The organism is Kistimonas scapharcae, assembly GCF_039540975.1.
Lineage (GTDB): Bacteria > Pseudomonadota > Gammaproteobacteria > Pseudomonadales > Endozoicomonadaceae > Kistimonas > Kistimonas scapharcae.
In genome coordinates, this window is the sequence record NZ_BAABFL010000110.1 from 1 (window position 1) to 7,218 (window position 7,218).

General features: G+C 52.3%; 7 protein-coding genes. 2 read left to right on the forward strand and 5 right to left on the reverse strand.

What is annotated here, in order from left to right; translation table 11 throughout:
- Positions 1-106 precede the first annotated feature (106 nt).
- A complete protein-coding gene (locus ABD892_RS06250) occupies positions 107-382 on the forward strand; it encodes a hypothetical protein (protein WP_345194565.1) in 276 nt (91 codons plus the stop codon).
- Between the two features lie 97 nt (positions 383-479).
- Here ABD892_RS06250 and ABD892_RS06255 read toward each other — a convergent pair whose 3' ends face one another.
- The 4 genes from ABD892_RS06255 to ABD892_RS06270 form a co-directional block, all read right to left on the reverse strand.
- Positions 480-1,769: a glycine/betaine/sarcosine/D-proline family reductase selenoprotein B gene (locus ABD892_RS06255; protein WP_345194566.1), complete on the reverse strand. Its 1,290-nt coding sequence runs from the start codon at positions 1,767-1,769 to the stop codon at positions 480-482.
- A gap of 20 nt (positions 1,770-1,789) precedes the next feature.
- Positions 1,790-3,082 carry a glycine/sarcosine/betaine reductase component B subunit gene (locus ABD892_RS06260; protein ID WP_345194567.1) on the reverse strand — a complete coding sequence of 431 codons (1,293 nt, stop codon included), beginning with the start codon at positions 3,080-3,082 and terminating at the stop codon, positions 1,790-1,792.
- A 63-nt stretch (positions 3,083-3,145) separates the two neighbouring features.
- The gene (locus tag ABD892_RS06265) at positions 3,146-4,651 is read right to left on the reverse strand and encodes a sodium:solute symporter family protein (RefSeq protein ID WP_345194568.1); all 1,506 of its coding nucleotides are present in this window, start codon (positions 4,649-4,651) and stop codon (positions 3,146-3,148) included.
- Positions 4,652-4,820: 169 nt separating this feature from the next.
- Complete coding sequence (locus tag ABD892_RS06270; protein WP_345194569.1) at positions 4,821-4,943, reverse strand: hypothetical protein; 123 nt, start codon at positions 4,941-4,943, stop codon at positions 4,821-4,823.
- Positions 4,944-5,429: 486 nt separating this feature from the next.
- Between ABD892_RS06270 and ABD892_RS06275 the strand changes: the two genes are divergently transcribed.
- Positions 5,430-6,173: a hypothetical protein gene (locus tag ABD892_RS06275; RefSeq protein ID WP_345194571.1), complete on the forward strand. Its 744-nt coding sequence runs from the start codon at positions 5,430-5,432 to the stop codon at positions 6,171-6,173.
- A 29-nt stretch (positions 6,174-6,202) separates the two neighbouring features.
- On the opposite strand, the gene ABD892_RS06280 is transcribed toward ABD892_RS06275, so the two are convergent.
- A complete protein-coding gene (locus tag ABD892_RS06280) occupies positions 6,203-7,036 on the reverse strand; it encodes a helix-turn-helix domain-containing protein (protein WP_345194572.1) in 834 nt (277 codons plus the stop codon).
- Positions 7,037-7,218: the final 182 nt, after the last annotated feature.

Sequence of the window (7,218 nt, forward strand, 5' to 3'; positions counted from 1 at the left end):
AAATCTGATTAACCCGGTCACCTGGAATTAAGAGATTGACCCGATTGATTGCCAGGTAAATCAAGAACTCACGGATTCAGGTAATACTTTAAAGGAACGACTGGGTATGAGAAATAAGGGAATCCTTCTCAGTCAGAAGGGTATTACTGTGCACAGGGTGGATTCTGCCAGTTCTGGATCATCTTCACCACGGCCAGGTCCGAGTGGCTTACAGACTCACACTGTACAGGTTGATATAGAAGAAGAGCCTGGTTATATGGGTGATCAATCAAGTTCCGATGAATCAAGTTCCGATGAATCTGGCTCAGATGAATTTTGCTTAAAGGTTTTGTATGGAGACGAAAGCTCAGATGAAGCAGATATACCGGATTTGATTGTATAAGGGCAAACAACCTGTCTAGGGTATTTCCACTAAGCAAACAAAACAGTGAGTTACTCACCGTCGTACTGGTTCAAAGTACTACGGTGAGCAATTTTTATTAGAACAATGTTTGTTCCGTAATTTCCGTTGTCAGCGCAGCCAGCGCCTTCTCAACCATCTTCCGGCGCATGGCTTTCTCATCCGCCGGTGCCAGCGTCGGGTCACCGAGAGGATGAGGAATGGCCTTGGCCTTGACTATCCGGTTGGCGCCTACTGTCTGGGATATCGGCGTCACTGTCGCGATATGGACGACAGGCATGACCTTCTCAATCTGCTTGACGATCGTTGCACCGCAACGCGTACAGGTGCCTCAGGTGGACGTCAGGATGGCGGCGGTCACCCCGGCCTTCTGCAGTAGCATGGCGATATCCCGCCCGAAGCCTTCTGAGTTGGACACCGGCGTTCCGGTACCGACGGTGACAAAGATCTTGTCGTACAGTTTGCCGATTTTGCCTTCCCGTTCCAGATCTCGCATGACATCCAGTGGAGTGACACGGTTGGGGTCTGCATTAGCGTAGACCGGGTCATAACCGCCGTGGATGGATTCCCAATGCTCCGCATCCAGACGTTCCAGGCCGGCAATGTCATAAGTACCGAACTTTGAGGCACTGGAGGATTCCAGCCGGTCCGGATTGCCTTTCGGAATCACGCCGCCGGAAGATATCACTGCAATGGTTGCTTTGGTCAGATCAACAACGGGTGGTTGTGGCGCTACCTTGTCGTAAACCGGCATCTCAAATTCGCTGGTGAAAGGCCTTTTTTCCAGCTTGGCCAGCAGGATATCCACAGCTCGCTCGGCGCCGTTGCGTTCGGCGAAGTAGTTCACCCGCACACCACGAGGCATATAACCGCTTTCTTCCGGATAACCGAAGTCGCCGGTTTCAAGATACTTTTTCGCCAGTTTCGCCATGGCGGGCAGGGCGGTACGCATAGCGGCGGCGCTGTTGCCGGTTTCCACGCAGTAGACCGAGGTCTTGAAGACATCAAAGCCGGGGTTTTCCGGGTACATGCCGGTAACAGTGGGAATGCCCAGTGCTTTCGCGGTTTTTGCGACAGCACCGCAGGCCATGCCGTAACGGCCAGCGTTGAACGCAGGGCCGGCAATCACCAGGTCAGGCTTCACCTGTTCCAGAATCTCGGTAATGCCCTGGCAGGCAACCGCCGGGTTTTCATTGAACCAGGAATCCCCGCAGATAACGGTGTGGGTCAGCTCGGCCTTGTCCTTGAGCAGGTTGGCCAGCATGGCGCCGGGGCCCACCGGCCCTTCGACCAGCTCCATGCCGATATGGGCCATTTCTTCGCCGCCTTTCTGGCCGAAGAACTGGTTGATGTAGTGCAGTACTTTCATTGCATGTTCTCCGGAAACGATCAGCCTTCGCGGGCTGCCAGGTTGTGGAATCCCACCGCACTGGTGGCGCCGATGATGCCCTGAATTTCCATGCAGATGCTGCCGTCTTCACGCAGGCTGCCGGTGAAGCCGCCGACGATAGTATCCGCACAGTTCAGGTGGCCGAGGATGGTATCCATGGGTGGCAGAACCACGGTGGGGTTACCGTTACCGCAGGAAACCAGTGCGTCGGCTTTGTCAGTGGCGTCCGCCAGGGCCTGGCTTTCACCATCACGACCGGCAAATTCGTCAGTGATCAGGACGGTTTCAATGCCGGCGTCTTCCAGACGACTGCAGTTCATCACCAGGTCGGTATCCGGGTTGCCGTAGCCTTCCTCGGTGATGATGACGGCTTCCAGTCCCAGCTGACGCGCCAGCTTGCAGGTGAAGGCGGAGGAGCGCTCCTTGTCCTGCAGGGTGACGTTTTCATTGGTGACAATGGCGCCCACGAAGTTGTAGCGGGTGCCGTGGTATTTTAGCAGCTGATGGATGACCGGGTTGTTCTGGTGCATGTAGGTGGTGACCTTGTCGGACGCCGCCACACAGTTGCCGCTGATCAGCGCGCCATCCATTACCTCTGTGGGGGAGAGCAGGGTGGGCAGGATCTTCTTGGCATCGACACCGTAGAGATAGGTGTCGTGCATCAGGCCCTGGCTTTGCAGCATATAGATGTAGCCGACTCGTGGCAGTTCTGGATGTTCCAACACCTGCTCGGCGAGGGACTTGCACTCGTAAACGGTCGCTTCATCCGGCACACCTTCCAGTGCCAGCTTGCCGACCAGCAGGGCTGTTTCCAGGCCCACCTTGCGCAGGATGGCCTCTTTCTCGTGGGCGGTGCAGGCATCATCCATTTCGCAGGTGATGACCAGATTCCGGGTTTTGGAGAACGGCGTGTAATCCGCGCCTGTACCGCTCATGTCAATCACGCCTTCCTGGAAGCCCACCACCTTGCCGGTGGTAACGACCGCCATGCCTTTCAGCACCCGGGTGACGCCTTCGCCAACCATCTCGTTTTCATCCGCGTGGATGCCGGGGAACATCACGCCCTTGCCATCCATCTTCACCCGCGGCTCGATGACATCCTTGACCGGCATGATCCGGATGCTGTCGCCGGGTTGGGCGATATCCAGTTGGACTTCCGTGATGTGCGTATCCAGTTCCCGGATAAACGTCAGTACCGCCTCCCGGTCAATGTAAACGGTGCCATCTTCAACCCGTCCGGGAGAACCGAACGCCAGCTGATGAACATGAATATCCTCAATCTGAAGCTTCATAAAGCCGACTCCAATACATCAATCAATAACGCACCGGACGGACTGTCCGTCCGGAAACTGGGTTTAATGCGCCAGCGGTCTGGCGTTGTGGTGGTGCGCAGTACCTTCGGTGTACTTGCTCCTTACCGGATCCGTCCGGGTGAAACGGCTGACAACGACATAAATAATGCTGGAACAGACCGCGGCGTAGATGGGCGGCTCAATCCAGCCCAGGTCACTGAAGACCAGCAGGCCAGCGCTGATGCAGAATCCAGAGATAATGGCCGCCAGTGCGCCCTTGGCGGTGCCTTTCCAGAACACGCTGACCAACACCGGGCCAACAAACGACGCCATTAAGGTACCGGTGCCCATGATGGCGATCATGTTCAGCATGAATGGTGGGGCAAATAGCATCATGGCCATGGTAATCAGGCCGATGATGACCACAGCGGCCTGGTTCAGTGCAACAGCTTGTTTGTCGGAGATTTTGGATTCGGGCTTGATGGCCTTGCGCAAGTCATGGGAGAGCGAGGATGACACCACCAGAAGCACAGAGTTAGCGGTGGATTGCATCGCAAACAGGATAAACAGGGTAATCAGGCCAGAGGCTATCGGAGGCATGAAGTGCTTGAGGTACATGGGCATGGCTTCATCCGCCACGGCCAGTTTCGGGAACTTGATGCGCATGTAGAGGCCGACGAACGGGATCATGCTTAACAGCAGGCCGATAGGCGCAACGACCATCGCGACATGGTGAGCCTTCACATCCGGGCGAAACGACATCAGACGAATGGACTGGTAAGGCAGCACGCAGGCAAAAAGGATGGTGTACGGTAGCAGGTAGAAGATCTGGAAAGGGGCGCTGCCGTATGGATTGGCGGTGGCCGGGTTCACCAGGTTGGCATCAATGACGTGCAGTTGGTCGATCATCTCGAACAGACTGATATCGGTGAACATCTGGAAGCAGATGTAGATGGCCGAGATGGTCATGCAGATCACCATGAAGGTGTCTGTCCAGGCGACCGCCGCGAGCCCGCCCATACTGGTGTAAATCACGATGACCAGCACCATCAGTGCGGCGGCATATTCGAGCGGGATACCCAGCCAGCTGCCGCCCAGCATACCCAACGCCTTGATCTGGCCAACCAGAAAAACGCTCAACAATACGGCCGTAATCACGGACGCTGTTCCCTGGAGAATCCGCTGCATACGCTCATCGCCGGGATGGTTTTTGGCGATAAATTCGGGAATGGTCAGCGCGCCCATCTTGACGCCACGGCGATAGAGAAACCGGGCAAAAAACAGTACGCCGATCACAAGCGAAAAGCCGAAAAAGAAATTACCGAGCAGTTCAGTGGTACCGAAGGCATAGGCCGCGCCGGGAGAACCCATGAACCCCCAGCCGCTGAAACCGGTCGCGACGATGGTGCCGCCGCCAATGATGGGACCCAGGGATCGCCCTGCCAGCAGGAAGCCGCCTTCGCCGTCGGAGCCGTGTACGATTTTCTTGTTGGTGTAATAACCCATGCCGATCAGCACCACGATCGATGCCATCAGAATCAGCCAGTTCGTCCAGTTAATTTCAGACATAACAGGATCTCTCCTCCCGGGACTCGCATGACGGGACAGGCATACATAGCCATAGACAGCCGCCAGACTGAGCCGGATCAGTTATTGGAATTTTCCGAGGAGCGTCGTGATCACTGTTGTTTTGATAGGTCTGTATCGATGTGATTCACGCGGTAAAACGGGTATTGGGTCAGGCTTCTCCTATTCCCTTGACGCCGGTGGATTCACGTTTTATCCACAGCATGATGGGCAGGCCGATCTGGATGGCGGCCAGTACAAAGAACCAGTCAAGCGTCCACGAGCCGGTAAACATAGGCGTTCTCCTGATAAGGGTCAGAGTGCAGGGTTGTACCGAATGATGCGTACAGGGACTTTCTGGTTATCAGTGAGGGGAGTGATGAGCCGGCAGGCGTAAGGGCAGGTCTGACCCAACCTTGATCGTTCGGCATCATGTCAGTCAGAGTGACAAACAGCTGATGCATGGTGACCATCCTTCGACTGCTTATTGTTCATGCAAGCACGTTACACCTGCCTGTTTTTGTATGACCACAATATTTTTATGCAATTTTTCTTTGTTTTTATGCCTATTTTTCGATTGTTTACAAGGTTTTTTATTTGTGGGAATTGTTATGGCTCGTGACAAATCGGCATGTTAGGAGAGGTAGTTTGAACTTAGGTCATCAATGTTAGTCAGTATTAAACAAAGCAGGCTATGAAATAAATCAATCTAATATCCCGAGTTTTAGGTGGGTTTTCCTTTTGTTTTTTCATTGGTAACAAGTGTTTTTGGAGGTTTTTTATGGATTTTGGACTGCAAAGAAATTCTGTAGAAGCAGGTAAGCCACTTCTTGGTGAAACAGGTGGTAACGAAGAGAAAGATAGCATTAGTAATGTAAATGCTACCTGCTCAGGTATCGATTCTGATAAAACCCCAAAGACTCAAGTTGGTGAAAGAGATGCTGAAGCTATGGATTCTCGAGCCGCCAGTCTGCCATCTCTGCAAGAATCGAGTATCGAAGAAGGAGAGGCTAGACAAGCAGTATGTTGTCTTATCGTAAAAGGTGTTTTTATATTAGGTTTTTTGGTTGCTGCCAGTGTTGTTACAGGTATTGTTAATGAAAACCCTGAAATAACAGATCGAGCAAAAATAGGTACTAGTGTCACTGCGTTTGCAGTAGCGGTCATATCAAGTATTTGTCTTCTTTGTAAGTGTGGAACAACACAGCAGTGTGAGCATGCATCTTATTACAATAAAGTAAAATCTCATGATGTTGAGAGTGCCCATTCAATAGAGGATCGAGGTAAAGAATCAGTGTTGAGTGCTTATGATATGAATAAGGAAGCAGATGGAGGGGTTTTATCATCTTCTATGATGGAAGCTGTTGAAGACGACAAGCCACATTCTGAAGAAGAACCACAAGATGATCTACAAGCAGATAGTAGTGATAACCAAACTGAACTGTCCCAGAGCGGGCGGCAACCCGCAAAAAAAGTGACTACAAAAGCAGAAATTCATGCTCTTCGACAAGAAACAATCGTATAAAACACACCCCGCTCCTCATGAATGTAGTGTCAGGCACAGAGCGAGCAACGGTACTGCCGCGGCGTTGTCCCGATGATGCTGCGAAACTGTCGGTTAAAGTTGGAGAGGCTGGAGTACCCCACAGTAGCACTGATGCTGGCTATGGTGTCGCTGCTGGTAGTTAGAAGGTGGCAGGCTTTATCAATCCGTACCCGATTCAGGTATTTGGTGAATGAGACGCCCGCATTACTTTTAAAAAAACGTATAAATGTGCTTTCCGCCATATTGAACTGCTGGGCGAGCGCTTCCACGTAGATCACATCCTGTGAGTGCTGTTCAATGTAATGCTTTATGCGATCAATCTGCTGTTTGTTCTTGTCGATGATCGGGGTAGACACCGGTTCCGTGGTCAGTATCTTGTGATTGCCGGATAACGACAGAATATCCAGGATTTCAAACAGGCTGAGTACCTCCCTGAAGCCGAAGGTGTTTTCAATGCGGTCGGCAATCCGGAAGGCTTTCTTGTAAGTAGAGCCTGTGTATTTCAGGCCATAACTGCTCCGTTCCAGGAACGAGCGAACATGGGCAAGCTGGCAGCAGTTGATGAAATCTTCCCCCATGGCTTTCATACGGAACACAATGGCTGTGATCCTGCAGTCCGTGGCGGAAACAACACGATGGGGAATGTAGGGGCCGATGACGATGATATTCTGTTCAGAGAAATCGCTGGTCTGGCTGTTGACCTGGATGACGCCTTCGCCTTTCTCAATAAAAAGAATTGAGAAATCGCTGCGGTAATAGAGTTCCGGCTCGGGCTGCACAACGCGCTTGTCGAAGAAGGTATAGGTTTCTTTTTCTGCGCGGTTGACCAGCCTGATACTCACGGAGCGCCCCTCTTGAATCGTTAGGCGCACCATCATAGAGCATCAGGCTGCTGGATTTTTGATACCTATCAAGGTGAGAGTCGAACGCTGATAGGTATTAACACTTACCTGATTACCACCTAACATAAGCCATTCTCCCGTCTAAACTTACGACACTGGTTTTCCTTGGGTTAGGAGACGTG

Excerpts from the sequence above, each read along its gene's own strand:
- ABD892_RS06250 (WP_345194565.1), top strand. The coding sequence starts at position 107 with ATGAGAAATAAGGGAATCCTTCTCAGTCAGAAGGGTATTACTGTGCAC.
- ABD892_RS06260 (WP_345194567.1), bottom strand. The coding sequence starts at position 3,082 with ATGAAGCTTCAGATTGAGGATATTCATGTTCATCAGCTGGCGTTCGGT.
- ABD892_RS06265 (WP_345194568.1), bottom strand. The coding sequence starts at position 4,651 with ATGTCTGAAATTAACTGGACGAACTGGCTGATTCTGATGGCATCGATC.
- ABD892_RS06270 (WP_345194569.1), bottom strand. The coding sequence starts at position 4,943 with ATGTTTACCGGCTCGTGGACGCTTGACTGGTTCTTTGTACTGGCCGCC.
- ABD892_RS06275 (WP_345194571.1), top strand. The coding sequence starts at position 5,430 with ATGGATTTTGGACTGCAAAGAAATTCTGTAGAAGCAGGTAAGCCACTT.